The sequence below is a fragment of the Acidobacteriota bacterium genome, assembly GCA_009838525.1.
GTDB lineage: Bacteria > Acidobacteriota > Vicinamibacteria > Vicinamibacterales > UBA8438 > VXRJ01.
Window position 1 is genome coordinate 54,159 of sequence record VXRJ01000034.1, and the last position, 26,654, is coordinate 80,812.

A 26,654-nucleotide genomic window follows, 5' to 3' on the forward strand; every position below is an offset into this window, starting at 1 on the left:
CGAGTTCGGGATTAGAGAACGAAACCGGGCCCCGGCGCTCGGTTGAGGAGACGGACGATGCGAGAGATGGGACGCTGCCGAGTAGTGCTGGTGTGCCTGGCCACCTTCCTGATGCTCCAGGCCGACGCGAGCGCGCAGTCGCAGGATCGGGCCTGGGAGCCGATCACCGAGGAGCGGCTGCTCAACCCGGAGGACGGGGACTGGATGAACTACCGGCGGACCTACGACGTGACGGGGTTCAGTCCGCTCGATCAGATCAACCGCGACAACGTCGGCGACCTGCGCATGGTCTGGGCCTGGTCGGTACGGGACAACAGCCGCTGGGTGCCGACGCCGATCGTGGCCAACGGGCTGATGTATGTCTCCGAGGGGAGCGGCCGCGTGATCGCCTTCGACGCGGTCTCGGGCGACGTGGCCTGGATGCACACGCGGAGCTACCCGGAGGACATAGAGAAGTCGCAGGCGCTCGGCCGGCATCGCGGCGTCTCGGTTTACGGCGACACCATCTACTGGGGGACCGCCGACGCCGCGCTGGTCGCGCTGGATGCCCTGACCGGCGAACAGCGCTGGGAGGTGAGCACCGGTGACTACACGAGCGGCCTCGGGCACAGCCACCCCGCCTTGATCGCTGACGGAAAGGTGGTGCTGGGCTTCGCGGGGGGTGATCGGAGCGGACGCGGAGTGGTCGTGGCCCACGATGCGGAGACCGGCGAACACATCTGGACCACGTACACCGTGCCGGCTCCGGGAGAGCCGGGCTACGAGACCTGGACCGAGCGCGAGATTCCGCCGCTCGGCGGGCTGACCTGGAACACGATCAGCTACGACCCGGAGCTCCGCCTGGTTTATCTGGGCACGGGGCAGCCGACGCCGTGGGCGTCCACCCTGCGGGGACCCGGCGACGCGCTCTATACCAACTGCATCCTGGCCCTCGACCTCGACACCGGCGAGATCGAGTGGTACTTCCAGGTCGTGCCGTCCGACAACTGGGACATGGATGCGACGCACGAAAGCATGTTGGTCGATCTGGTCATCAACGGCGTCGAGCACAAGGCGCTGATCGAGACCAGCAAGATCGGTTGGGGTATCGTCCTCGACCGCGAGACCGGCCGCTTCATCAACGCGTTCCGGACCGGCTACGACAACATCATCACCGGTTGGACCGACACCGGCAGCCCGATCTTCAATCCGGAGCAGATACCGACCCTGGACGACGTCGATTCGGACCGGATATTCGAGGTGTGCCCCCACTTCCATGGCGCGCGGAACCTGAATTCTCCGAGTTTCAGCCCCGAGACTGGCCTCTATTACACCGGCATCAACAACAGTTGCATGGACGTGACGTTTGTCTCGGAGGAGTACCAACCGGGGCGCATCTATCGGGGCATGGGGAGCCGAGTCAAGATGGTTCCCGGCTACGACTACATCGGGGAGTTCGTCGCGTTCAATCCGGTCTCCGGTGAGCGGGCGTGGGAGTACCGGCCGGAAAGCGGAGCGCCGATGACCGCGTCGGCGCTTGCGACCGCCGGCGGCATCGTCTTCGGCGGTACCGCGGACCGCCGGTTCTTCGCACTCGACGCCGACAACGGCGACCTGCTCTGGGAAACGCGCCTCAACGGCGACATCTCCGGCGCGCCGGTCACCTTCGAGATCAACGGCCGCCAGTACCTTGCAGTCGGCGCCGGCGGCCGGATCGGTCAGACTACTTCCTACGCCCGGCTCACCGACATCACGCTCCCGCAGGGGAGCGGCGTCGTCTGGGTGTTCGCGCTGCCGGAGGAGTAGCAGGGGCCACAGCCAACCCCGCCGGCGGCCGGATCCGGGCGCACCAGTAGCAGTTTGCGAAGTCTCCAATATCGTACGCGCGGTCGTCGTCGGCAGGCATGTGGGGTTGCCACGGTCACAGTTTCCCTCATCTTCGCCGTTGCCACGACGGGTGCCGCTCAGTCCCTCGCATCGGTCCAGGGGTTCGTGAGCGACGAAACCGGGGCCTTCCTTCCGGGGGTGACGGTCGAACTCGTGGACCTCGAGCGAGGCCAGCGCCGCATGGCGGTGACGAACCGGCAAGGCCTCTTCGTCCTCCGCGCGATTCCCGGCGGGCGGTACGACCTCGTCGCAACCCTGGAGGGATTCCGCACGACTCGCCGCGAAAATATCCGCCTCCTCGTCGGGCAGAGCCTCGACGTGGATCTGAGGCTCGGCCTCGCCTCGGTCGAGGAGACCGTCCTGGTCGTCGGCGAGACGCCGCTGCTTGAAGTGGGGCGCGCGGGCGTGGCCGGGTACGTGAACGAGGAAGAGATCGCCAATCTGCCGATCTCGGGCCGTGACTTCGTGCGGTTCGCCCTCCTGATGCCGACGGTGCAGGTGGACGCGCGCGGCAGGCTGTCGTTCAGCGGCCAGCGCGCAGTGAACTCGGGATTCACCATCGACGGCGCCGACGCGAAGAGCGCGTTCTTCGGCTTCGGGCGGGGCGGGCTGGCCAGGGAGGGCGGCGGCGCTCTGGTCGCGCAGGAATCCGTCCAGGAGTTCCAGGTGGTCACGAGCGGGTACTCGGCCGAAGCCGGCCGCTCGGGCGGCGGCGCCATGAACGTGATCACCAAGAGCGGCACCAACGACTTGGCTGGTTCCGTCGTTCTCTTCGGGCGCGACGATCAACTGGCGGCCCGGCTGCCGCGTTCGCCGCTCGACGCCGCCCGCGGCGTGCCCGCGGACGACTTGCGCTACGAGGTGGACGAGTTCCGCCGCTACAACTGGGGGGCCTCCCTCGGCGGGCCGATCCGGCGCGACCGCACCCACTTCTTCGTCTCTTACGATCAGACCGCCCAGAACCAGCCCTTCCTCAGGCACATCCGTGGACGCGGGCAGTACGACGCGGTCCTCGGGAGCTTCCCGGAGCTTCTGGCCGGTTACGTGCCGAACGACGACGGGGCCGCCGCCGCCGACCCCCACAACGGACGAACCGCGAGCGGACGATTCGTGCGGGAGACCGACAACCTGATTCTGTTCGGCAAGCTCAATCACCGGGCGACAGACCGGCACTCGCTCGCGTTGCGCTACAACTTCACCCGCTATTCGCGCGTGTCGGACTTCGTCGGCGAGGAATCACGGCGGTTCGTGAAGAGCCACTCCACGGTGGGCGAGCTCGTCTCGATGGTCGGACGGAGCGGCGTCAACGAGCTCCGCGCCCAGTTCGCCTACGACGACTTCGACCGTCGGTCGCACCTGCCCGACAGCGCGCTTCAGGCGCACTTCAGCATCTTCTATCCGTCGTTCGGATCCTTCGGCAAACCCTGGTGGCTGCCGGTCTCCAACGACGAGCACAAGCTCGAGATCCAGGAGCGGTTCTCCTATGTATCGGGGAACCACGAGCTGCGCGCGGGCTTCTCCCTGAGCCACGACGCCCTGAGCGAGTTCTTCGCGGGGAACGCCGACGGAAACTACGACTTCGACACGCTTCAGGACTTCGCTGCCGGCACGCCCGCGCGCGCCATCATCTTCTTCGGGATCATGGAGAACCCCAACTTCGAGGTGTCCCAGCAGATTCTCGGCGCCTACGTCCAGGACTCCTGGAGCCCGAGCCGGAGCCTCACGCTGCAGATCGGCGCCCGTTGGGACGGCACCCTGAACCCCGGCGGGATCGAGCACGTGCTGCCCGCGGGGCGACGCATCCCCGATGATCTCGACAACTTCTCACCCCGCGCCGGCGTGGTCTGGTCGCCCGACTCGCGGAGCGTCGTCCGGGCCTCGGCGGGGGTCTTTTACGCTCGCACGCCGACGCTGCTCTTTTCGACCGCCCACAGCGACACCGGCATCTATCCGCGCTACGGAAACGCGATCGTGTCGCCGGGAGACACGGGCTTCGTGCCCCTGGGTTCGCCGATCGCCAACGACAGCCCGCCGGCCGGCCTGATTCCCGCGCTGAGCCACTTCGATCCCGGCTTCGAGGATCCGCGCACGATCCGCGTCAACGTCGGGTACGAGCGCGAGCTCGGCGGCAACCTCGCCGCCTCGTTCGATCTGCTGCATGCGCGGGGCGACTCGCTCGCCTCGAACTTCGATGCGAACGTCCCGGCGCCGACACGCGACCCGTTCGGGCGGCCGGTATACGCCGGCAAGCGCATCAACCCGGCCTACGGGCCCATCCTGGTGCGCGCCTCACCGGCCCGCTCCGACTACCTGGCGCTCACCGCCGGCCTGCGTCGGCGTTTCAGCGACGGGGTCCAGTTCCAGGCTCACTACACGTGGTCGCGCGACCGCTCGAACGACGACAACGAACGCTCGGGGAGCCTGACGCTCACCGACCCCACGGATCCTGACTACGACTGGGGGCTCTCGATCCGCGACATCCCCCACCGCCTTGTGGCGAGCGGCATCTTCGCTCTGCCCTTCGACGTCACCGCGAGCGCGATTCTGACGGCCCAGTCGGGCGCTCCCTTTACCGCGCTCGATCCGGCGGTGGGCTTCCACAACCACCCCGGCTTCGCCATCGGTCCGCATGGGGCCCAGACCCGGGCGGTGGTCGACGGCGAGCTCGCGCCCGTGAACGGCGAGCGGAACGCGTCGTGGACCAACCTCGATCTGCGGCTGACCCGGCACTTTCAACTGGCCGGAGCGCGGGTGGAGGGGCTTTTCGAGGTTTTCAACCTCCTGAACACCGGCGCCTTCCGGGTCGGGCACGCCGACCAGCAAGAGGTCTTCCAGAACGACGGCGTGACCCCGAACCCGGAGTTCGGCCTTGCCGGCGTGCTCGTCGGCGCTCCGCGCCAGGCGCAGCTCGGCCTGCGCATCGCGTTCTGACGGCAAGGTCGGTGATCCCGGTTCGGCTAGTGGTCGTCACGGCGTGTTGCGTCCGCGCCTCTTGCGCGTTGGGCTCGAAACTGGGATTGCCGGCGGCGCCCTGCAATACACTAGCCACTGTTTGGGGGGTGGGAAAGCGGGAACGCGGCCATGAAGGGCACCAGACAAATCCGCGAACTATCCGAGGGGTTGAGAACCGCGTTCGACGGCTCGAACGTCGCGCACCGAGTGCAGGACTTCGAGGGATGGACCGACCGGGTGTCCGACGAGGATTCCGCCGGGGGGTACGACCACACGCGGACCGTCGGGGAGTACTACGACCTTTGTACCGAGTTCATGGTCTGGGGTTGGGGAGAATCCCTGCACTTCGCGCCGCTGTTTCCTCGCGAAAGCCTGGAGGACTCCAAGATCCGGCACCAGAAATCCATGATCTCGAAGCTCGAACTGCGTCCGGGCATGACGGTCGTGGATGTCGGCTGTGGGATCGGCGGTCCGATGCGCCGGGTTGCCCGCGAGTCCGGTGTCCGTGTTGTCGGGATCAACCTCAGTGAAGTCCAGTGCAACACCGCCCGGCGGTTGAATGCCGCCGCGGGGCTCGCTGACCAGACCGACTGCCTCCGGTGCAGTTTCATGGACATGAGCGCGATCGCGGATCAGACCTTCGACCGGGGCTACGCGATCGAGTCAACCTGCCATGCGCCCGACAAGGCTGGCGCGTTCGCCGAAATCTACCGGGTCCTGAAGCCCGGCGCCCTCTTCTGGGGTCAGGAAATGTGCATGACCGACCTGTACGACCCTGGGCGCGACCTGCACCGCGCCATCAAGCGGGAGCTCAGGCACGGCATCGCACTCAAGGACATTGCGACGTGCGGGGAGGTGAACCGGGCGCTCGAAACCGCGGGATTCGAAGTCGTGGAGGGTGAAGACCTCGCCGCCCGGCAGCGCGGCCCGGGCACATCGTGGTATCAGCCCATGGACACCCGGCGCGGGCTGCCGGGCGGCGCCTTCCGCCGGATTCCGATAGGCCGCAAGGCGACGCGGTGGGGAATCAGGATGGCCGAGTTCTTCGGTGTGTTCCCGAAGGGCTCGGCGGAGGTGGTCGCGCTGCTGGATCGGACCGCAAATGCCTATGTCGCGGGGGGCAGGGCAGGGATCTTCACGCCGCTCTACTGTTTCCTGGCGCGCCGGCCGCTGTCGGGTTAGCCCCGTTCCCCTTGGGGCCCTGCCCCCGAGCGCCCGTCAAGTGGAGGCGTTGCGGGCCAGTTCTTGCCGCGTCGAGGTCAGGCGCAGGTGCAGCGAGGAAAGCGCGGGTACCAGGAACATGACGATCACCGTTGTGAAGAGGATGCCGCAGCCGATCGAGGCGGAGAAGGGCACAAAGAACTGCGCCTGAATCGCGTCCTCGAGAATCAGGGGGGTGAAGCCGAGGAAGGTCGTCAGGGAAGTCAGCATGATCGGGCGAAAGCGTCCCTTCGCACCCTCGATGATCGCGGTTCGTCCCGGAATGTCCTCCCTGAGCTTCTGATCGGTGAAATCGATCATCACCAGGGAATCGTTCACCACCACGCCGGCGAGGCCGAATATCCCGACAAAGGACTCCGCGCTCAGCGCCACCCCCAGGGCCCAGTGACCCAGGATCACGCCGATGAACCCAAACGGGATGATGGCCATGATGATGAACGGTTTGGTATAGGAGCGCAGCGGAATGGCCAGCAGCGCGAAGATCATGAGCAACGCGATCGCGAATCCGCGATAGAGACCGCCCAATGAGTCGAGTTGCTGCTGCTGTTCACCTCCGAAGGTGTACGTGAGTTCCGGGTTTTCGTCGATGAGTTCCGCCAGGATGGTGTTCTCCAGAATGTCATTGGCGGTCGCCGCGGAAACCACACTGGCATCCACATCGGCGGTCACCGTGACAATGCGCTGGCCATCCTGGCGCCGGATGGCCGGCGGCGATGTGCCCGAACTCAGCGAAGCCACGCGGCTTACCGGCACGTCGGCGCCGGTTGGGGTACGGAGCCAATATCTCTCGACGTCGGTAATCGAGTTGCGCTGCTCCTCGGGTAGCCGCACGTAAACCCGAACTTCTTCACGTCCTCGCTGCACCCGGACGGCTTCCGCGCCGAAGAAAGCGGCTCGCGTCTGCCAGGCAAGATCGTCAAGCGTGAGGCCGAGGGTGCGCGCATCGGGAAGCAATCCCACCTGAACTTCCGGGATACCGGGAGTGTGATCAGAGCGTATGTCGAAGACGCCTCCGACTCCGCCGAGGTCCGCGACGGCGGAATTCGCCATCGCGGTCAGGCGTTCCGGATCCGGGTGGGACAGCGCGGCCTCGACGGGGTTCCCCAGTGTGTAGATCTCGCTGATGAAGGTGACCGCGCGCACCTGCGGCAGGACACCCACCTCCTCGCGCCATGCCTGCACGACTTCTCCCGAAGTGATGCGCCGCTGCTGCGCGCTCAGGAGCTTGAACTCGATGGTGGCGATGTTGGTTTCCGGGTTCAGGGTGGGCGAGGGGTTGAGGCCCCCGGTTTCGATCCGCGAACGCTGACCGACGACGACCGTAACGCCGGACAGCAGAGGAGGCGCATCCGCGGGCCGGCCTTCGGAAAGCCGCTCCACGGCCCGGCGACCGGCTGATTCGAGTTCCTGCGCCACGGCGTACGTCTGCGGCGCGGTCGTTCCGTCCGGCATTTCGAGAGTGGCGATTGCGAAATCGCCTTCGACCTCGGTCGCAAAGGTGGACCGGACGATACCGGCCGGAATGAGGGAAACGCTCACGACGAGCAGCGCAACGGCCGCCGAGACCGTCACCCCGGGCCAGTCCGTCGCGAACTGGATTCCCCGGTCCAGGGGTCCCTGCACAAAACGGTGCAACAGGGAATCGACACGACTCCGGATCCGGTTAACGAATCGTTCCCCGCGTGTAGTGGGCGCCCAATCCGGACCGTGCACATGATGGGAGAGGTGGTTGGGCAGCACCAGCAGCGATTCGGCCAGCGAGATCAACAGCGTGGCAATGACGACGATCGGCAGTGCCTTCCAGACCTCTCCGAAGCCCGCGGGTATGAAGAGCAGCGGCAGGAACGCCACGACGGTCGTCAGCACCGCGAAGATCAGCGGCACCTTGATGCGTCGCGCACCCCGGATCGCTGCAACAACCCCCGGCGTGCCGCGCATTCGTTCCAGGTGAATGTGCTCGGACACGACGATCGCATCGTCCACGACGATTCCGATGGCAAGCACGAAAGCGAACAGCGACACCTCATGGAGCGGGATGTCGAACATCATCATGGCGGCCAGGGCGCCGATCGCGGAAACGCCGAGACCGACGGCGACCCAAAACGCCAGCCGGATTTCGAGAAAAAGGCCGAGCGCGAGCAAGACCAGCAACAGCCCCAAGGCTCCGTTCTTGAGGAGAAGGAGGCCGCGCTCCACGAAGATCGAAGAGTCGTCGCTCCAGATGTTGATGCCCACCCCGTCGGGAAGCGCGGGGGTCAACTCGTTCGCAACGTAGTCACGAACAGCGCTCGCCACGTCCATCACCCTCTCGCCGTCGGCTCGCGAGACTTCGACGAACACGGCGGGGCGCCCCTCGTGCCGGACGAGCAAGCCGGAATCCTCGAAGCCGTCGCGCACCTCGGCGATGTCACCCAGGCGCACCACCGTGCCGTCTTCGCGGCCGAGGATGACGATGTTCTCGAAATCCTGCTGATCGTAGCTCTGGCCGAGCGTCCGAACCCGCACCTCGGACCGCTCGGTATTGATGCTGCCCGCGGACAGGTCCAGGGAACCGCGGCGAATCGTACTGGCGACATCGGTCAGCGTGAGCCCCAGGGCTCGCAGCCGCTGCAGCGGCACCTCGATCGAGATTTCGTAGTTGCGAACCCCGCTGGTCTCGACCTGGGACACGTCCGGGAGCGAAGCGAGATCGTCCTCGATACGGTAGGCGAGCTCTTTCAGCGAGCGCTCGGGAACGTCGCCGTAGAGGACGAGACGCATCATGCTCTGGGCGTTGGTCATTTCCCGGATTTGGGGCCGTTCGGCTGCGCCCGGGAACGTCTGAATGCGCCCGACCGCCGACTCGACTTCATCCCTCTTCGCGCCCATGTCCGTCCCCGAATCGAATTCGACCCTGACGGACGCCATTCCCGGGGCCGCTACGGAGCGGACCGTCTTCACGTCGGCCAGTCCCCGGACCTCATCCTCGATCTTGACGACGATGGCCTCCTCCACCTCTTCGGGGGTTGCTCCGGGGAGCGCCACGGAGATTTCGAACTGGTTGAAGGGCACCGTGGGCCACGCTTCCTGCTCGAGGCCGGTCAGCGACACGAGGCCCACCGCGAGGATGCCGAACATCAACAGATTGGACGCGACGCCGTTGCTCGCCATGTAGGCGATCGGTCCACCGGGTTCGGCGTGGTCGCCTCGGTTGGGGCTCATTGGCAAAGGTCGGAGCGGGTCTGGAAAAGCACTCGGGGGTCGGCTGGGCCGCTACGCGCTTCCGCGCTCACACGGGATTCGGAATCTGGGCGACGCGGAACTTCAGTTTCTTGTTGGGGGCCAGGGTCGGGAACGGGTTGATTCCCATGCTGTAATTGGCGGGCACCACTTCGAGCTGCAGGTGATGGGCGATGAGCAGGACATTCACAGCCATCTGCAGTTCCACCCACCGATGGCCGAGGCACATGTGCGTACCCAGGCCGTAGGGAGCGTAAGCGCCCGGCTGCAAGTGTTCGGCTCGCTCTGGCAGGTACCGATCTATGTCGAACTTCGACGGTTCCGGGTACAGATCGTCGTCGTAGTGCGGCGCCGTCTGGCAAATCAACGCCATCGTCTTCGTCGGGATCTCGTAGCCGCTGACGATGCACTCGTTCATGACCGTTCTCAACTGCCAGGGAATCACGGGGTACATACGCGAGGACTCCATGCAGAGACGAACCGTGACGTCGATGCTGTCGTGATTGAAATCGCCGTCCTCCGGTTCACGACCGTTCCCGAAGAGCGACTCGGCTTCGCTCCGAACTCTTGCATACACGTCCGGGTGACGAGCCATGTTGTATATGGTGAAGGCCAATCCACTGCCGAGATAGATGCTGGCAACCATGGCCGCCACGAACGGAAACGTGAGGTCGGTTTCAGGAAGAAACTGTGGATCGCTCTTGTGGAGTTCGAGGAGCGCGTCCGCTATGTCCCGCGGCTTTCCCTTGCGTTGGGCCGGCGTGTGCGATTCCAGAATCGCCTCCTGGAGCCTATTGACATGCTTCCCGTAGCGTTTCATCCTCGGCGTGGACAGCATGAAATCCGGCAAAGCGCCCTGGATCCGCGTCACCAGCGCGCGGTGTTCAAAAGCCAACAGTTCGTCAACATAGTGGCTGCAATCCACTCCCATCGTGAGATGGGAGATCTGGCTGCTGATGTGGTTTTGAAAGTCCTCGGTGCCGCGGAAGACGTCCCCTTCCTTCCACCGACTGAGTGATTTCCGGCAGTTGTCTATCAGCTCCGGCAACCGCGACGCCAACGTGGCGCGGGAATACGCACTCTGGAGCGATTTGCGCATTCGATAGTGTTCTGCGCCATCCATCCCCGGCATGCTCCGGGAGGCGCCGAATGCCCTCTCCAGCCCTTCGATGTAGTCCTTGGAACGGAAGTAGAACCGCCCGTGCCTGTTAATCCAATGATTGGCATCCGAACCCATCAAGGCGACCACCGGCGCGCCCCGGATCTTGAAGGGCATTCTGACGACCGGTCCATGGTCTCGGTAGATGCCGTACATCGCCTTCGGAATATTGCCCGAGAGGAAATCGCGTTGCCGCAGCATGTCGACGAATCCGAGACGCGGGATGGGTTTGGTCTGCAGAACGCGACGAGTCTTCGGCTTGGCGGTGCTGTCCTCCACGGCGCTGGCAACCGTGCGCCCGATGAGGTCCAGCTTGGCGACCAGTTCGATCCGGTCGAGGCACTCCCGGTAGTCATCTTCTTCAAGCAACAGCTTGAAACCGCCGCACGTGTGCATCAAGGCTACGAGGATCCCGTCGCGTGGGTCGGGGATCTCGTTGTTCAGGATGACGTTCAGGATTCTCGTCTTGGACTCCTCGCGAGTCTCGACCGCCTCGGTGGGAAAGACTCCCGAGCGGGCGACGGAGCGCGAGAGCCCCCAGAATCCGCCGCTCGCGTGAGTGAGGATGTTTCGCTCCACCAGGCGGTCCAGCGCGGTTGCGACGATTTCGTCGGCGTGGCGCGAGCCGCGTTCGACCCAGAACTGTGCGTCCGATTCCTCGCCGGATTCGGCGACGTCCTTGAGCGCCGGATCGAGCAGGCTGTCCCCCGTGGGCGTGGGATCCACCAGATACAGTCGTTCCTGATCGGTGTCGATGCGGTCTTCCAGCGCCAGGTCGGCGAGCACCGCGCCGGCCATGACGCACTGGAAGTTCCAGTCCGGAGCGGTTTCCAGATAGCCGCTTTGCTCGTCCAGCATCAGGAGGATCAACTCCTCGGCGATGCGTATCGGGAACTGTGGGGGCGCGCTCATCGTGCTCTGTCCTCGAGCGTGGGAAGCGACTCAACCTATGGAGGTCAAAGGCTTTGGGCGCCCTCCACGTGTTCGACTACATTAGCATGGCCGATATACTGTTCGTGAGTTCCGGGTTTCAGCGTATGGCGGCTTCCTGGTTGTCCCGCCCCACTGATTGTGTGCGGCTATTGGCCGTCCTGGCGTGTTGCGTCTGCGCCGCCTGCGCGATCGGTACGAAGCCGGCATTGCCTGAACTGGAGACCGATCCGCTCCAGGAAGTTCCCGGCCAATTCGCTGAGACCGCTCCGTCAGGTGCTCATGAGCCGTTGGAATGGTGGCGGGCGTTTGGCGATCCGGTGCTCGATGAAGTGATCGAGATGGCTCTGGCCTCCAACTTCGACATGGCGGAGGCGGTGGCCCGGGTTGAGCAGGCCAGAGAGACGGCGCTGCTGGCCAAGGCCGCGATCTTTCCCGTCGTCGGGGCACGGGCCGGCGTGGACGACTTCCGGTCGCCGACCAACGCGGGCATTGGCGCACAGGTGCAGGAACTGGGACTGGAGGAGTTGCTCGGCGCCTTTGGCGATGACTTCACGCTGCCCGATCGCCTCGGGCTCACCAACTACATCCTGAGCGCCGACGTCGCCTACGAGCTGGACTTCTGGGGGCGCGTTCGCAGCAGCCGGCTGGCGGCCGGCGCCGACTACCTGGCCTCGGAGTCGGATCTCCAGGCGGTCCGCATCGGGATACTGTCGGAGACGATCACGGCGTATTTCGAGATCGTCGACCTCCGGCGGCGGATTGCCTTGACGGGCGAGATGGTGGAGGTCCTCCAGGAGCGCGAGGACGTGGCCGCGACCCGCTACGACCGCGGACTGGCCGACTCCCTGGATCTGTACCGCGTGCGCCAGGAGCTGCGGGACACACAGGCCGGCGTGCCGCAACTGGAACGACAGCTCGCTGCCGCCGAAGCGCGCCTCGCCGTGCTCCTGGGCGGCTACCGGGAACAGTTGGACGGGATCCTGTCCGAGACGCTCTCGCCGGCGCCGCCGCCGGATCCGGTGCCCGCCGGTATCCCGGCCGACCTGCTGTTGCAGCGGCCGGACGTGCAGGCCGCGCGCCATCGGCTCGATGCGGCCGGCTACGCGAGGCAGGCCCGCGTCGCGGAGCTCATGCCGACGCTCTCCCTGTCGGGCTCGATCGGGCTCCAGAGCGCGCAGATCGGCAGCTGGTTCAACGTGAACCAGTGGTTCACCAATCTCGCGGCCAACCTGCTGGAGCCGGTCTTCGACGGCGGGCGGCGCGAGACGCAGGTTGCTCTCGCGGAGGCCCGCTTCAATGAGCTGGCCGCTGCCTATGGGCGCACGGTGGTCACCGCCGTCAACGAGGTCGAAGCGGCCCTGGCCGGGCTCGAGAGCGAGGGCCGGCGCCACGCGTTTCTGTTGTCCCGGCAGGAGGAGGCCCAGGCGACCCTGGATCTCCGATCGGAGCGCTACGCCTCGGGAATTGGTGGCTACGCTGACTTCCTCGATGCGCTGCGCGCCCTCCTGAACGTCGAGTCCGCGCTAATCGGTGTCCAACGGGATCTGGCGCTGGCGCGCCTTGCCGTGCACCGCGCCCTGGGCGGAGCGTGGGTTGCCCCGGACGTGCCGGACGTGCCGGACGCGCCAGCCGCGCCGAACGAGGCGTCGGATTTCGGTCGTGCCGACGGATTCGCTGAAGAAACAGTCAAGGATTGACGAAACCGATGAACAGAGCAGTCAGCTTTCTGGCAGTCATCGCCATCCTCCTCGGATCCGGGATCGTGGCTTGGGTTCTGGTTGCTCAAAGACCCGAGCCGGAGCGCCAGGAGGTCCCCTCGCGCATCCCGTTTGCAAGCACGGCGCTCGTGGCCGCTGGCTCCGGCTCCATTCCCGTGTACGGAGCCGGCACGGTTCGTCCGCGGGCGGAGGTGGATGTGGCGGCCGAGATCACCGGTCGGGTTGTGTGGGTAGCCTCGAACTTCCAGAGCGGGGGGCGGGTCGACGCGGACCAGTTGCTGTTTCGTATCGACGATGCCGACTATCGCAACACGGTGGAGCAGGTGGGGGCGAGCATGGCCGTTCAGGAGCTTGAACTGTTGCGGGTGACGGAAGAGGCCCGTGTCGCGCGCTCGCAGTACGAACGCTTCAGACGTATGCGGGAAGGTGTCGCGTCCGCCGCCGAGACCAGCCCCCTGACGTTGTGGGAGCCCCAGATGAAGGCCGCCGAGGCCACGCTGGCCAGAGATCGCGCCGCGCTCGTGGCGGCGGAGCTGCAACTATCGCGCACGGAAGTCCATGCGCCGTTCGCGGGCATCGTGCTGGAGGAGTCACTGGACGTGGGTCAGTTCGTCGCGGCCGGACGGAGCGTCGGGCGTTTGTACGCCGCCGACGCCGTGGAGGTCGTGGTTCCCCTGTCGGACGCCGAGGCGGCGCTCATCCCGGGCCTTTGGGAGCTGGAAGCCGGTAGCGCCGACCCGCGCGTGCCGGTTCGCGTGATCGCGGAGTACGGCGACGCGCACTACGTGTGGGAAGGCTACGTGGACCGGGCCGAGGCGGCCCTCGACGAGATGACACGGACGATCGACGTGATTGTGCGCGTCCCGGATCCGTTCGCGGGAGGCTCGTCGATGGGGACAGGCAGTCACGATGAGGCCGCGGACAACACGGGGCCACCCCTCCTTGTCGGCAAGTTCGTGGAAGTAGAAATCGACGGGTTGGCCCCGGACGAGTACTTCAGGGTGCAGCGGGCCGCCCTCAGGCCTGGAAACGAGGTCTGGGCGGTGCGCGACGGTACGGTGCAGATTGTTCCGGTGCAGGTCCTGCAGCGTTCGGATGACGAGGTGTTCCTGACCGGCGGGCTCGAAGCAGGCCAGGCAGTCATCGTCGGTGGAGTCCAGGTGGCCATCGACGGCATGCCGGTTCGGACCGACGCGGCAGACGCGCCGTGAAAGCAGCGGTCTCAGCATGACCGCGATCCTTGATCAGATTCTGTCGAGCGCATGAATCGGAGCTGGAAGGGGTGCGGCGTTGCCGAGAAGGGTTGCCATCATCGGTGCGGGCGTATCGGGCCTCGGGGCGGCCTGGGCCCTGCATCACCATCCTGATCGATTCGACTTTCGATTGTTCGAAGCGCATCCCCGGATCGGCGGCAACGCCGTAACCGCCGACATGCCGCAGGACGACGGAACCACGATTCCGTTCGACATTTCCGTCACCGCGTGCATTCCCTCCGTCTACCACCACGTCCTTCTGTTCCTGCAGCAACACGGTATCGAACTGCTGGATACCACGTTCAGTTACAGCGTGAAGTACCACGGGGGCATCTATGCCCACGACTTCGACTCCGACATCAGGAGGCAGTTGCAGCCGGAAATCCGAAGATTCCAGAAGGTCTTGAAACGGCTGAAGTGGTTTGGCCGGCTCAACCGGTCCAGGTCCAGGTTGCTGAACGCCCTCAACCCGTTCAATTACATCAGCATGGGCTCGGTTCTCAATCTCGGCGGATTCTCGGGGGACTTCCGTTACAAGATACTGAAGCCCATGTTCGTCAACTTCCTCATGGCGACGAACGTGTTCGACATGCCCGCGTCCCTGTTCTCCCGGTATCTGGAGTTCTTCGATATCGAAACCGCCACGCCGATGCAGACCTGGGACCGGGGCACACGGCGCATTTACGAGGAGATGTCGTCCGCCTATAGGGACAAGATATACCTCGACCGCCCGGTCAGAAAGGTGTACCGGCGTCCGTCCGAGGTAGTCGTGGAGGACGAGAACGGCGACACCGAGGCGTTCGACGACGTGGTCTTCGCGTGCAACGCGAACCAGACGCTGATGATGTTGGACGCACCGACTTTTCTGGAGAGCTGGCTTCTTTCGTCGATACGCTACGAGAGCGAACTGCACAACCATACCGTCGTGCATTCGGATGCCTCGGTTCTCCCGGAGAACGAGGTCGAGCCGCTCGCCACCCGAAGCAACCACATCGAGCAATATGGCTCGCGGCCGGACAACTACGAAATCACCTACATCATGCACAACCAGCAGCCCTGGGCGAACCGGTCGGACAAGCCGTGCCTCGTGACCTACAATCCGATCAGCCGTATTGACGAAGACAAAGTCGTCAAGAGGTGGTGGTTTCAGCACATAGTCCACGACGTGCGTCACGTGACGTTGCTGGTCCAGCTCTTTCGCTTTATTCAGGGGAGGCGGCGCACGTGGCACTGCGGCGCTCACACGCTGGTGAACAGCCAGGAAACCTGCTTCGTGACCGGCCTCGTCACGGCCCGGCAGATCGGCGCCGACTACCCGTTCCGGGATTCCGAAGCCAGGAAGTGGTTCAACTTCTATGGGCGGATGATGTACGGCTGGCGCTTCAGAAAGGCGTGACGCACAGCCTGCTAGCCGGCGAGTGAATGTCCCTGACGGTGTCGAGCCCCGGGATCCGAATAGAACTGCCTGCAATAGCGGCGGTACATTCCGATCTCCCCGTCGGACCGACACAGCGCCGGGACGGACCGGTACTGTTTCCGTTGCCAGATCACGATGTCCTGCAGGACGTCTTGTTTCTGTGCGGACAGAATGATCCGGTTCATGATCCTGCCTCGAAGACTCACCGGAAGGAACCGCAAGCCGACGATCGGCCGTTTCGGTTTACGGATTTCCCGGATCTGGCCGACCAGCACCATGTCGATGTGAGTGCCATCGACGGGTGTCGCCAGCACCCACAAACGGGCGTCCATTCCAATGGTGTGCTCGCGAATCTGCACCAGCGAGTAGCCCAGCCCAAGGATGTAGGCGGTGGCGGACACGTCGAATACGGATTCCACGAACCCGGCGATGGTTCGCGTACGCCTGAAGTTGAAGCGACTCGTTAGACAGGCGCCGTCCACGGTCACCGGTTCGACCCGGTCGACGTTGCCGTAGCCGTGGACGTACCGCAGGTGCGCCAGGTCCACGACGTTCTCGGTGGTTTCCTGCGGGTGCCCGGGAAACCGCAGGGTGCGGAATCCCAGTTCCGACCAGTCGGCGCCCGTCGGCGGGTCCTCGGGCAGGTGCCATTGCGGTGGCCGTCCATCGATCCCCCACCAGGCGAAGATCATGCCGAGGACTTCCCGCGTCGGGAATACTCTCAGTTGCGCGGTTCGGGGTGGCTCTGCAAAAGGAGTGTTAACACATTGGCCGCCGATGTCGAACTCGAAGCCGTGAAACGGACAGACGATGCGGCCATCACGCACCCGGCCGCCGGCGGCCGGGCCGAGGCTGGAACCCAGATGCGGGCAGATCGCGACGGCCACGCAAACACGGTCCGTATCGTCGCACCACGCGACGATATCCTGACCCATCCAGGTCCTCTGAAGCAGCTTCGCCTTGCGTATCGAGTCACGGCTGGCAACGAAGTACCAACCCTCCGGAAACGGCGAGAGCGAGCGTTCAGCGGCAGCCTCGATACGTTCTGCTGGCTTCCTCGCTGGAGTTGCCGCGGCAACACTCACGCATTCAATATAACCGTTCTGAAACGGGGCATTCAGGTCCGAACTGGCCTAACGAGGTCCGGACTACCGCGACACGACCAGCAACACCCCGACGACGACTATGGTCGAGCAGCCGAACGACCAGAGCGTCAGCGTCTCGCCGGCGAGCAGGTACCCCAGGACGAGGGCAATGACCGGGTTCACGTAGGCATAGGTGGCTGCCTTGGCCGGCGTCGATGCCTTCAGCAGCCAGAGGTAGCTGCCGTAGGCGACCGACCCGAACGCCGCCACGTAGATCCACGCCCCGAAAGCGGCGGGTGACACGGCGGACCAGTCGAGTTCCGCCATCTCGCCGGACGCCGCCGATAGCGCTATGAGAGCGGCCCCGCCGCCCAGCATCTGCATGCCCGCCGAGAGCCAGTGCGACCCGGGCTGTGGGGCGTAGCGCGAATAGACGGAGCCTGCCGCCCACAGCAGGCTGGCGACGATGACCGCGCCGGCGCCGACCGCGTCGAGCGAGCGCTCGCCATCGATGTCGGAGGGATTCACGAGCAGCGCGACCCCCGTGAACCCGATCACGAGCCCGAGGATCACCTGCGCCGGCGGTCGGGTGCCTCGGGGGCGCAGCCAGTCGCCCAAGGCCACCCAGAATGGCACCATTCCGACGAGCAGGGCGCCGAGTCCGGACGAAATCCGCTGTAGTGCCCAACTGACCAGGCCGTTGCCGCCGGTCGCCATCAGCACGCCGATGATCCCGGTGGTCAGCCAATAGTAGGCGGGTGGCCGGGCTGCTCCCCAACGCAGGGCCAGCGCGACGAACACGGCGCCCGCCGCCACGAAGCGCACGCCGGCCATCAGGAACGGCGGGATCTCCGCCACGGCCCAGCGGATGGCGAGGTAGGTCGAGCCCCAGATGATGTAGACGGCGGCGAAGGCGGCCACGAGCGCGACGCGCGACGGCTGGGTCATCGTAGTCAACGGCCTTGCGATGCTTGATGCGGCGCATCACCACTTGATAGTCTAGCTGGAGAGGCGCCCGACCATGAGAACCACGCTGAACCTCTCCGCCCAAGCGCTGGCCAATGTGCGTCAGCTTGCACAGCAGCGCGGCAAGACGCTCGGCGCCGTTGCGTCGGAACTGATTCTCAAGGCGCTGGAGCCGGAAGACGCGCCGGAGACTCGCAACGGTGTGCCGCTCTTTTCCGCGGCCGGCGGTGCTGGAGACGGAGATCGGGAGGCCGTTCCGGACATCGAGCTGGTCAATCGGCTTCGCGACCAGGAACCGTGAGCCATCTACTGGACGTCAACTTTCTGGTGGCGCTGTTCGATCCGCGGCATGTCAATCACGAAGCCGCCCACTACTGGTTCAGCACGGAATTCGCCTCCGGTTGGGCGACATGCTCGATCACGGAAGCCGGATGTAGCCGCGTGTTGTCACACTCGGCGTATCCGACTGTCTCGACGACTCCCACCGACGTGTTGAAGCGACTCTCGCAGTTCTGCGACGCCGGTGGGCACAGTTTCTGGACGGACGATGTCTCACTGCGGATTTCACTCGACGATGACGTCAAAGGCCGCCTGCAGGGCCATGGGCAGGTCACTGATTTCCATCTCGTAGCGTTGGCGGCCCACCATCGTGGTCGCCTCGCGACCTTCGATGGCCGACTCCGGCGGACACTGGCGGGGACAACTCTGGCGTCGACCGTGAGGCTGGTCGAGTAACGCTTTCGCTTCCGACCAGCGGCCGCTACGTGGAGCCGTTACGCCAGGATGCCGTTGACGAGATCGCCGTGGACGTCCGTCAACCGGAAATCGCGCCCCTGGTATTGGTACGTCAGCCGGGTGTGGTCGATGCCCAGCAGGTGCAGCATGGTGGCGTGCAGGTCGTGGACGTGCACCGGATCCTTCACGATGTTGAACCCGAAGTCGTCCGTCTCTCCGTAGCTGATGCCCGGCTTGACCCCGCCTCCCGCCATCCAGATGGTGAAGGCACGCGGGTGATGGTCGCGGCCGTAGGTCTCCTCGGTCAGCCGGCCCTGGCAGAAGATGGTGCGGCCGAACTCGCCTCCCCAGATGACGAGGGTGTCTTCCAGCAGGCCGCGCTCCTTCAATTCCATGACCAGCGCTGCCTGCGGCTGGTCGACGTCCTTGGCCTGCACCTGGATTCGCTTGGGCAGCCCGGTGTGCATGTCCCAACCGCGGTGGAAGACCTGGATGAACCGCACGTCGCGCTCCGCCAGCCGCCGGGCGAGCAGACAGTTGGCCGCGAACGTCCCGGGCGTTCGGGAATCGGGCCCATAGCGCTCGAATACGCTGTCCGGCTCGTCCGACAAGTCGGTCAGGTCCGGCACCGAGGCCTGCATCCGGTAGGCCATCTCGTACTGGGCGATTCGGGCGGTCGTCTGCGGGTCGCCGGCCGCCGCATGGTCGATCTCGTTGAGCTTTCCGAGGTCGTCGAGGAACCGCCGCCGGGCGTCCCGGCTGACGCCGGGCGGATTCGACAGGTAGAGGACCGGGTCGCCGGTCGAGAGGAACTTGACGCCCTGATACTCGGAGGGCAGAAATCCGCTGCCCCACAACCGGTCATAGATCGGGTTGCCGCCGCGGTTGGTGACCATGGCGACAAAGGTCGGCAGATCGCGGTTCATGCTGCCGAGTCCGTAGGAGAGCCAGGCCCCGACGCTGGGCCGGCCCGCCAGTTGGGCTCCGGTCTGGAAGAAGGTGACGCCGGGATCGTGGTTGATCGCCTCGGTGTGCATCGTCCGGATGAAGCAGAGCTCGTCGACGATCTTGGCGGTGTGGGGCATCAACTCGCTGACCCACGAGCCCGACTCGCCGTGCTGCTCGAACTGGAAGGTGGATGGGACGACGGGAAAGCTGGCCTGGTTGACCGTCATCCCGGTCAGGCGGTGCCCTTCCCGGATTGACTCGGGCAATTCGGTCCCGCGCAGGTCGGCGATCTGCGGCTTGTGGTCCCACAGGTCATGCTGTGATGGCGCGCCACCCTGGAACAGGTAGATGATCCGCTTCGCCTTTGGAGCGAAGTGGGGCAGTCCGGGCAACCCACCGATGGACGGTGGCGCCTGGGCCAGCAGGTCGTCGTTGAAGAGCGTCGCCAGGGCGGCTGCACCGATTCCGGTGCCCGAGAGTTCAAGAAACCGCCGGCGCGTGAGCAACTGCTGCAGTTGAGTTTGCGGCTTCATCTTTCAGTCCTTCGTGATGGTGCGATCGAGGTTCAGGATCATGCTGGCGACCATCGTGTAGGAGGCAAGTTCCGCGATGTCCAGTGTTTCGTCACGCGGCGACTCGCCCACGCTGACGAGTCCGAGCGCCGCCGCCCGGTCGGCCTGGTAGCGTTCCAGATAGTCGTGAAAGGCGCTCGACAGCACGTCGTGCGCCTCGGGCCGCGGCCGGTGGGCCGTAGTCAGGCGATAGGCGAACGCCACGCGTTCTTCCGGTGTCGCGCCCCCCTCGGTCATCATGCGCTCGGCCACTCGCCGCGCCGCCTCGACGTAGGTGACGTCGTTCATCAGGTTCAGGGCCTGGAGCGGCGTGTTCGTCCGATCGGTGCGCACGATGCAGGTCTCGCGGGTCGACGAGTCGAAGGTGAGCATCGAGGGCGGCGCCAGTGTCCGCTTCCAGTAGGTATAGAGACTGCGTCGGTAGAGGTCGTTCCCCTCGGACTGGTCGTAGCGCTGGCTCGCCTGATCCCACAGACCTTCCGGCTGGTACGGCTTGACGGACGGTCCGCCGACCTGGTCCACGAGCAGCCCGGCGACGGTCAGAGCCTGGTCGCGGATCATCTGCGCCGGCAACCGCAGGCGTGGTCCGCGGGCCAGCATGCGGTTCTCCGGGTCGGACTCGAGCTGCTCCGGCGTCACCGCGGACGCCTGACGGTAGGTGGCGCTGATGACGATCTCCCGCAGGATCGACTTCACGTCCCAGCCGGAGTCGATGAAGCTGGTCGCCAGCCAGTCGAGCAGGTCGGGATGGCTGGGGTACTCGCCCTGCAGCCCGAAGTTCTCGGCCGTCTTGACGATGCCGGTTCCGAACAGCATCTGCCAGAAGCGGTTCACGGTGACCCGCGCGGTGAGCGGATGGTCGGGCTCGACGAGCCAGCGGGCGAACGCCAGCCGGTTGTTCTCCCCGCCCTCGGGAAGTGGCGGCAGCACCGCAGGAACGCCCGGGCTCACCTGCTCGCCCGGCACGTCGTAGGCGCCGCGGACCAGCAGGAACGTATCGCGCGGCGGGTCCATTTCCTCCATCACCATGACGGTCTGGATGTTGTCCCACAGCTCCGCCCGCTTGCGCTCCAGATCCCCGGCGGCACGCCAGGCTTCCTGGATCTTTTCCGACGCGTACTGGTCGAGGAAGGCGAGACGGAGCTTCTCCGCCTGTCCGGCCGTGCGGTCGGCCGCCGGGAGGTTCGCGATCTCGGTCAGCGAGTCTGCGGTCGCGACGACCGCCGCCTGCTCGGGCGTCAGTGCCTGCGTATAAACCCGGACGTCGTCAATGAGGCCCTGGAAACGCGGCGCGCTATCCGTACCGCCGGAATCCTCCGGCGGAGGTCCGCTCGCTCCGATGCGCAGCGGCTCGCGCGTCCGCATCGGGTTGTTAATGCCGTCGACCTGCGGCGTGAGTTCCACCGACTCCCCGTTGACGTAGACCCGGAAGCTCGCGGGGACGCGTTTCCCGTCGTAGGTCATCAGCACGTGGAGCCATTCGTCGAGAGGCAGCACGTCCTGCGTTTCCACCCGTACTCCGTCGTCCTGCCAGCGTTCGGACAGGTTCACCTGCAACTTGCCGTCGGCGAGGTACAGTCCCCAGCCCCGCTCTCCCTGGTCGCCGGCGAGCGCCCGCGACACGATCACGCCGTCACCGGCGGTGGGATGAATCCAGGCGGCTACGCTGAACGGGTCGTTGTAGGTGAAGTTGGCGATGTCGCCCGCGTCGATGAAGCGCTGGCCGTCGAAGCTGACCGCTTCACCAATCCGGCCGGGCACGAAAAGGGGCTGGCCGTCCACCAGCTTGACGTTGACGGGGAGTTCGGCGAGCTCCGGCTCCTGCTCGCCCCGCACATCGGAGGTCACGTTGGGCGAAAGGAAGACCGGCTCCGAGGTATAGACCCCCGCGATGTCACCGTCGAGGGGATGGTGGACGAGCAGCTTGTCGCGGAGTACCCAGTCGACATCCCCGGCGGCCGCCAGGGAGGCTTCCCACTCCCGCTGCGCGTCGCCTGCCTCGGTCTCGAGGGTCGCAAGCGCCTCCCGCGCCGCGGCGAGCTCCTCGTCCAGCTCGGCCAGCTCCGCGAACTGCTCGTCGGTCGGCGCGGTAATCATCGGGGGCGAGTTGCCGTACTTGAACGCCTTGCCACGCTCCGGCACGTTGTTGAAGAAAGCGAAGAGCTCATAGAACTCCCGTTGCGAGAGCGGGTCGAACTTGTGGTCGTGGCAGCGGGCGCAGCCGAGCGTGAGGCCCATCCAGACCGTCCCGGTGGTCGACACGCGATCAACCACGTTCTCCACGAGGAACTCCTCGGGAACGATGCCTCCTTCTCCGTTCTGGCTGTGGTTCCGGTTGAAAGCGGTGGCGATGCGCTGGTCCAGCGTCGCGCTCGGGAGCATGTCGCCCGCGAGCTGCTCGATGGTGAACTGGTCGAACGGCATATTGCTGTTGTAGGCGTCGATCACCCAGTCCCGGTAGCGCCACATGGAACGCGGCGCGTCCGTCTGGTAGCCGCTGGAGTCTGCGTACCGTGCCCCGTCGAGCCACTCGACCGCCATGCGCTCGCCGAAGGCGGTGGAGCCGAGCAGCCGGTCGACAGCGTTCTCGTAGGCGTCCGGCGAGTCGTCGTTGAGGAAAGCGGCGACATCACCTGCCGACGGCGGCAGGCCGGTCAGGTCGAGCGTCACCCGCCGGAGCAGAGTCGTCCTATCGGCTTCCGGCGCGGGGCCCAGCCCCTGGGCTTCCAGGCTGGACAAAACGAAACTGTCGATCGGGTTGCGTCCCCACTCGGGGTCGGCGACCGGCGGAACCGACGGGCGTTCGGGTGGGACGAATGCCCAGTGCGACTGCCATTCGGCTCCCTGATCGATCCAGAGCCGAAGGGTCTCGATCTCACCAGGGCTCAGGGCGTCCTCCGCCGTGCCCGGCATGACCGGCGTGTTCAGGCCGAGGCGGTAGGGCATCCGCACCCGGTCTTCGGTGGCCGTGACCCGGTGGATCAGCAGGCTGTCGTCCGCGTTGCCGGGAATGACGACCGCGCCGCCGAACGTGCCACGTTCCGCGAACGGCCCCTCCGCCACGTCGAGGCGCAGGCCGCGCTGGCGGGTGCCCTCATCCGGGCCGTGGCAGGTAAAGCAGTTCTGGGAAAGAATGGGCCGCACCTCGCGGGCGAAGTCGACCACCCGTTCGGGCATCGGTAGCGCGTCGGCGTCGGCCAGTTCCGCCCCCCATTCCGCACCTCCGTCAATCCATCGGCGCACCGCGTCGATCTGCTCGTCGGTCAGTGACTGGCCCGACGAGACGGGGGGCATCCGCCCGATGCGATCCTCGGTGGTCAGCCGCTGGTACAGCGGGCTTGCCTCCGCATCGCCCGTCACGACGACGGTTCCGATGAAGTCGTCGGTATCGAACCGCAGGTCGGCCTGCCGCGTGGTCTCGTTCGGGCCGTGGCAGATCAGGCACGACTCGTTGAGAATCGGCCGGATGTCACGGTTGAACTCGAGCGGTTCCGCCGGCTGCTGTGCCGACGCGGTGGCGGGAGGACCTGAGAAGTAACCGCCGAACCCGATCGCGAGTGCGGCGAGCGGAATCACGACGCGGAACGGTGCCTGCCCCATGGACACACCTCCAACCATGCATAGTAGGACTGCGGCCGGATTTCCGCAACTTGGTTTTGTTGCGCGGTCGCGGCATAGGCCTCCGGTGCCGCTGGGGCCGTGCCTCCTCAGCTCGTCCGCCGCAGCGCGGCGATCCGCTGCAACACCGGCGGATGTGAATAGCCCAGGAAGACAGCGAGCGGGTGCGGTGTCAGATTGGTGAGGTTGTCGGCGGACAGCTTCTTGAGAGCGCTGATGAGCGGTTCCCCGCTGCCGGTGGTCTCGGCCGCGAACCGGTCGGCTTCGAACTCGTTGCGGCGGGAGAAGAGGTTGACGAGCACCGACAGGACCAGTTCGACCGGCGTGAAGAGCAGGCCGAAGAAGAGGAGTCCGGCGTAGACGGACGGCTCGCTCACGTAGAAGGCGGAGAACAGTCCGTCCTGCTGCAGGAAGAAGGAGAGGATCCAGAGCATCGCTCCGAGATGGGCTATCGACAGCGCCATGCCCTGCCAGATGTGCCGCTTCTTGTAATGGCCGACCTCGTGGGCGACCACCGCGACCAGCTCCGGCACCGTGTGCTGTTCGATGAGGGTGTCGAACAGGCCGATCCGCTTGTGCCGGCCGAAGCCGGTAAAGAAGGCGTTCGCCTTGGATGAACGGCGCGATCCGTCGACGACGAAGATGCCGCGGAGGGGAAAACGGGCCGACCGTGCGTACTGCAGAATGGCGTCGTGCAGGTCGCCCGTTTCGAGGAGCGTGAACTTGTTGAACAGCGGCATGATCCAGGTCGGCGCGATGAATTGGACGGCCAGCATGAACAGGGTGGCGGCGATCCAGCACCAGAGCCAGGCAAGCGATCCCGCCCACTCGAAGAACGCGAGAACGATGGCCAGCAGCGCGCCGCCCAGCACGACGGCTAGCAGCCCGCCCTTGAGGAGATCGGACACGAACGTCTTCGCGGTCGTGCGGTTGAACCCATAGCTGGCTTCGATGCCGAACGTGGAGTAGATGCGGAACGGCAGGCCCAGCAGCGTAGACGCCAGGCCGAGTCCGCCGATGTAGAGAAGCCCCGTGATGATCGGTCCGTGGTCCAGCCCGCGGATCGTCTGGTCGAGCCATTCGAAGCCGCCCGCGAACCAGAAGAGCAGCACCACGGCGAGATCGAACGCGCCCCGGATCAGGCCGAAGCGGGTCCGCGTCGTCGTGTAACGCTGCGCCTGCGCGTATTTGTCGTCGTCGAACACGCCGGTGAACTCGGCCGGCAGGGTCGGCGAGAAGGCGCGCGCGTTAAGAATGCCGCTGGCCAGGCGGAGCAGGTACTCGCCAATCAGGGCGACCAGGATGATGACGGCGAACGTGTTCATCTAAGATCTTCGGGATGGCCCACTTCCATTATCAGCCGATCTTCGAGTTCGGACCGGACGAAACGCCGTACCGGCACCTCGGCGCGGAGGGTGTTTCCACCGTCTCGATGAACGGCCGCGAGATGCTGACGGTGGAAGCGGACGTGCTACGGAACGTCGCGCGGCAGGCGTTCGACGACGTCGCCCACCTGCTTCGGCCGGCGCACCTCGCCCAGCTCCGCTCGATCATCGACGACCCGGAGGCGTCGGCGAACGACAAGTTCGTTGCCCTCGAATTGCTGCGCAACGCCAACATCGCGGCCGGCCGCGTCCTGCCCGGCTGTCAGGACACCGGAACGGCGATCGTCATGGGGCACAAGGGGGAGCAGGTGCTCACCTTCGGCGACGACGCCGTCGCCCTCTCGCGCGGGGTCTACGACGCCTACAACGAGCGGAACCTGCGGTATTCGCAGATGGCGCCGCTCGACATGTACACGGAGACGAACACAGGGTCGAACCTGCCGGCGCAGATCGAAATCTACGCGGAACCGGGCGACGAGTACGAGCTGCTGTTCATCGCCAAGGGGGGCGGATCCGCCAACAAGAGCTTCCTCTACCAGGAGACGAAGGCGCTGCTGAACCCGACGTCGCTCCTGGCCTTCGTCGAGGCGAAGCTGAAGACGATCGGCACCGCGGCCTGCCCGCCGTACCACCTGGCACTGGTGATCGGCGGGACCTCGGCGGAGTTCACGCTCAAGACGCTGAAGTTGGCGACGACCAAATACCTCGACCGGCTCCCAACCGCCGGCAACGAGTACGGCCGCGCCTTCCGCGACGTCGCCCTGGAGCAGCAGATCTTCGAGCTTGCGCGCCAGATCGGGGTCGGCGCGCAGTTCGGCGGGAAGTACTTCGCCCACGACGTCCGTGTGATCCGTCTGCCGCGCCACGGCGCGTCGTGTCCGGTCGGCCTTGGGGTTTCATGCTCGGCCGACCGGCAGGCGCTCGCGAAGATCACGCGGGAGGGCGTTTTCCTCGAGCAGCTCGAGGAGAATCCGGCGAAGTACCTCCCGGAGGTGACCGACGAGGAACTGCCGGGCGACGTCGTCCGGATCGACCTGAACCGGCCGATGCCGGACATTCTGGGCGAGCTGACCAGGTACCCCGTGGCTACGCGCCTGTCGCTGAGCGGACCGATGGTGGTGGCGCGCGACATCGCGCACGCGAAGTTGAAGGAACGGCTCGACGCGGGCGAGGAGCTGCCCGCCTACATGCGCGACCACATGGTCTACTACGCCGGCCCGGCGAAGAAGCCGGACGGGCGTCCGTCCGGTTCGTTCGGCCCTACCACGGCGGGCAGAATGGACGCCTACGTCGACCTGTTCCAGTCGCACGGCGGCAGCATGGTGATGCTCGCCAAGGGGAACCGGTCACCCCAGGTGGCCGAGGCGTGCAGGCGTCACGGCGGCTTTTACCTGGGCTCCATCGGTGGTCCGGCGGCCCGGCTCGCCGACCACAGCATCCGGAAGGTGGAGGTGCTCGAGTACCCGGAGCTGGGGATGGAGGCCATCTGGTCGATTGAGGTCAACGATTTCCCCGCCTTCATCGTCACAGATGACAAGGGGAACGACTTCTTCACGGAACTGCTGGCGACGAAGCCGGCGACGTTGATCAAGTAGCGACGTTCGATC

The 26,654-nt window shown here is 65.7% G+C and carries 16 protein-coding genes; 9 read left to right on the top strand and 7 right to left on the bottom strand.

All coding sequences use genetic code 11. The features are described 5' to 3' along the window. The first annotated feature begins 57 nt into the window (after positions 1-57). From F4Y45_14515 to F4Y45_14525, 3 genes are all read left to right on the top strand, one after another. A complete protein-coding gene (locus tag F4Y45_14515; protein ID MXY25716.1) occupies positions 58-1,785 on the top strand; it encodes a PQQ-binding-like beta-propeller repeat protein in 1,728 nt (575 codons plus the stop codon). Positions 1,786-1,839: 54 nt separating this feature from the next. After that, complete coding sequence (locus F4Y45_14520) at positions 1,840-4,797, top strand: TonB-dependent receptor (GenBank protein MXY25717.1); 2,958 nt, start codon at positions 1,840-1,842, stop codon at positions 4,795-4,797. Positions 4,798-4,947: 150 nt separating this feature from the next. Next, entirely contained in the window at positions 4,948-6,000 is a 1,053-nt protein-coding gene (locus tag F4Y45_14525) for a methyltransferase domain-containing protein (protein ID MXY25718.1), read from the top strand. Between the two features lie 36 nt (positions 6,001-6,036). Here the strand turns inward: F4Y45_14525 and F4Y45_14530 are convergent, their stop codons facing one another. Both F4Y45_14530 and F4Y45_14535 read right to left on the bottom strand, forming a co-directional pair. Then, positions 6,037-9,240 (bottom strand): efflux RND transporter permease subunit, encoded by a 3,204-nt coding sequence (locus F4Y45_14530; protein ID MXY25719.1) that lies wholly within the window; start codon positions 9,238-9,240, stop codon positions 6,037-6,039. Positions 9,241-9,307: 67 nt separating this feature from the next. Then, positions 9,308-11,329, bottom strand: a complete 2,022-nt coding sequence (locus F4Y45_14535) for a cytochrome P450 (GenBank protein MXY25720.1) — start codon at positions 11,327-11,329, stop codon at positions 9,308-9,310. A gap of 86 nt (positions 11,330-11,415) precedes the next feature. Between F4Y45_14535 and F4Y45_14540 the strand changes: the two genes are divergently transcribed. From F4Y45_14540 to F4Y45_14550, 3 genes are read left to right on the top strand one after another with little or no spacing between them, the layout of a single operon-like run. Next, positions 11,416-13,047 (top strand): TolC family protein, encoded by a 1,632-nt coding sequence (locus tag F4Y45_14540; GenBank protein ID MXY25721.1) that lies wholly within the window; start codon positions 11,416-11,418, stop codon positions 13,045-13,047. An 8-nt stretch (positions 13,048-13,055) separates the two neighbouring features. Next, complete coding sequence (locus tag F4Y45_14545) at positions 13,056-14,279, top strand: efflux RND transporter periplasmic adaptor subunit (protein MXY25722.1); 1,224 nt, start codon at positions 13,056-13,058, stop codon at positions 14,277-14,279. Between the two features lie 55 nt (positions 14,280-14,334). After that, positions 14,335-15,717, top strand: a complete 1,383-nt coding sequence (locus tag F4Y45_14550) for an NAD(P)-binding protein (GenBank protein ID MXY25723.1) — start codon at positions 14,335-14,337, stop codon at positions 15,715-15,717. An 11-nt stretch (positions 15,718-15,728) separates the two neighbouring features. Here the strand turns inward: F4Y45_14550 and F4Y45_14555 are convergent, their stop codons facing one another. Together F4Y45_14555 and F4Y45_14560 are read right to left on the bottom strand one after the other, a co-directional pair. Beyond that, a complete protein-coding gene (locus tag F4Y45_14555; GenBank protein ID MXY25724.1) occupies positions 15,729-16,859 on the bottom strand; it encodes a Rieske 2Fe-2S domain-containing protein in 1,131 nt (376 codons plus the stop codon). 27 nt (positions 16,860-16,886) lie between these two features. Beyond that, a complete protein-coding gene (locus tag F4Y45_14560) occupies positions 16,887-17,771 on the bottom strand; it encodes an EamA family transporter (GenBank protein MXY25725.1) in 885 nt (294 codons plus the stop codon). A gap of 73 nt (positions 17,772-17,844) precedes the next feature. On the opposite strand from F4Y45_14560, the gene F4Y45_14565 reads away from it, so the two are divergent. After that, positions 17,845-18,090: a CopG family transcriptional regulator gene (locus tag F4Y45_14565; GenBank protein MXY25726.1), complete on the top strand. Its 246-nt coding sequence runs from the start codon at positions 17,845-17,847 to the stop codon at positions 18,088-18,090. Beyond that, positions 18,087-18,524: a VapC toxin family PIN domain ribonuclease gene (locus tag F4Y45_14570; GenBank protein ID MXY25727.1), complete on the top strand. Its 438-nt coding sequence runs from the start codon at positions 18,087-18,089 to the stop codon at positions 18,522-18,524. Before F4Y45_14565 ends, F4Y45_14570 begins: the two co-directional genes overlap by 4 nt. Before the next feature lie 38 nt (positions 18,525-18,562). On the opposite strand, the gene F4Y45_14575 is transcribed toward F4Y45_14570, so the two are convergent. From F4Y45_14575 to F4Y45_14585, 3 genes are all read right to left on the bottom strand, one after another. Further along, positions 18,563-20,005 carry a DUF1501 domain-containing protein gene (locus F4Y45_14575; protein MXY25728.1) on the bottom strand — a complete coding sequence of 481 codons (1,443 nt, stop codon included), beginning with the start codon at positions 20,003-20,005 and terminating at the stop codon, positions 18,563-18,565. Between the two features lie 3 nt (positions 20,006-20,008). Beyond that, positions 20,009-23,662 (bottom strand): DUF1553 domain-containing protein, encoded by a 3,654-nt coding sequence (locus F4Y45_14580; GenBank protein ID MXY25729.1) that lies wholly within the window; start codon positions 23,660-23,662, stop codon positions 20,009-20,011. Positions 23,663-23,751: 89 nt separating this feature from the next. After that, positions 23,752-24,987 carry a M48 family metallopeptidase gene (locus F4Y45_14585; protein MXY25730.1) on the bottom strand — a complete coding sequence of 412 codons (1,236 nt, stop codon included), beginning with the start codon at positions 24,985-24,987 and terminating at the stop codon, positions 23,752-23,754. Between the two features lie 14 nt (positions 24,988-25,001). Between F4Y45_14585 and F4Y45_14590 the strand changes: the two genes are divergently transcribed. Next, the gene (locus F4Y45_14590; protein ID MXY25731.1) at positions 25,002-26,642 is read left to right on the top strand and encodes a fumarate hydratase; all 1,641 of its coding nucleotides are present in this window, start codon (positions 25,002-25,004) and stop codon (positions 26,640-26,642) included. Positions 26,643-26,654 lie beyond the last annotated feature (12 nt).